Origin of the sequence: Psychrobacter sp. DAB_AL32B, assembly GCF_002224105.1 — a bacterium.
Classification (GTDB): domain Bacteria; phylum Pseudomonadota; class Gammaproteobacteria; order Pseudomonadales; family Moraxellaceae; genus Psychrobacter.
The window spans coordinates 1-919 of the sequence record NZ_NEXU01000138.1 but is presented as its reverse complement, the minus strand read 5'-3'; the positions used below and the strand labels follow the sequence as shown (position 1 = coordinate 919).

Below are 919 nucleotides of genomic sequence, written 5' to 3'. Positions count from 1 at the left end.
ATAGTAAAACCCACTTAAAAGTGTTATAAACTAATTATCAAATCCAATTGTTATTATAAAGACCATGACTTACTCACTAGATTTTCGTAGACAAGTACTAAAAAGCTTAGACGAGGGTATGACCTTTGTTCAAGCGGCTGAATTCTACAATCTCAGCCCAACCACCATACAAAACTGGAAGAGACGTGTTCATAGCAAAATAACCAGGCAAACTAAGCCCTATAAAATACCAGATGACGTGCTACTTAATGACGTCAAAGAACATCCTGATGATTACCAGTATGAGCGAGCACGTCGTTTAAACTGTAGTAAAACAGGTATTTATCACGCCTTAAAGCGTCTTGGCATCAGTCAAAAAAAAGACACTGGAGCATCCAAAAGCGTGCCCGATAAAAAGAGCGACTTATCAAGGTAAGCTGGAAAGCTTTACGCACCAAGGCTACCCCATTGTATATATGGATGAAAGTGGCTTTGACGCTGAAACCATTCGCCCTTACGGCTATGCACCGATAGGCAAACCTTGTATTGATCGCTACAACTGGCAAGCAAAAAAGCGAACTAACGTCATCGGTGCTCTCTATGAAAAGATACTGTTTGCGCTTGATTACTTTGAGCACAATATTAACAGCAGCACATTCTACTACTGGTGCAAACACACGCTGATCCCAAGTCTTAAAACCAAATGCGTGATAGTCATGGATAATGCTCGGTTTCATAAGAACAAACGCATTCAAAAGCTACTGAACAGACATGGCCATCGTATTCTATGGCTGCCGCCGTACAGTCCTGATCTGAACCCTATCGAGAAAAAATGGGCACAGGTGAAGTTTCTACGCCAAGGCTGGATGCAAAATGACTTATCTAAATTGTTTTATGATATTTGTCCTAGCCATAACACTTTTATTTTGAACTGACTATA

The 919-nt window shown here is 40.4% G+C and carries 2 protein-coding genes; both read left to right on the top strand.

Annotation, left to right across the window (positions count from 1 at the left end; genetic code table 11):
* Positions 1-118 precede the first annotated feature (118 nt).
* Positions 119-415: an IS630 transposase-related protein gene (locus CAN34_RS13670; RefSeq protein WP_368039513.1), complete on the top strand. Its 297-nt coding sequence runs from the start codon at positions 119-121 to the stop codon at positions 413-415.
* Positions 342-914, top strand: a complete 573-nt coding sequence (locus CAN34_RS13665; protein ID WP_121509236.1) for an IS630 family transposase — start codon at positions 342-344, stop codon at positions 912-914. The genes CAN34_RS13670 and CAN34_RS13665 overlap by 74 nt, the downstream gene beginning before the upstream one ends.
* Positions 915-919: the final 5 nt, after the last annotated feature.

Excerpts from the sequence above, each read along its gene's own strand:
- CAN34_RS13670 (WP_368039513.1), top strand. The coding sequence starts at position 119 with ATGACCTTTGTTCAAGCGGCTGAATTCTACAATCTCAGCCCAACCACC.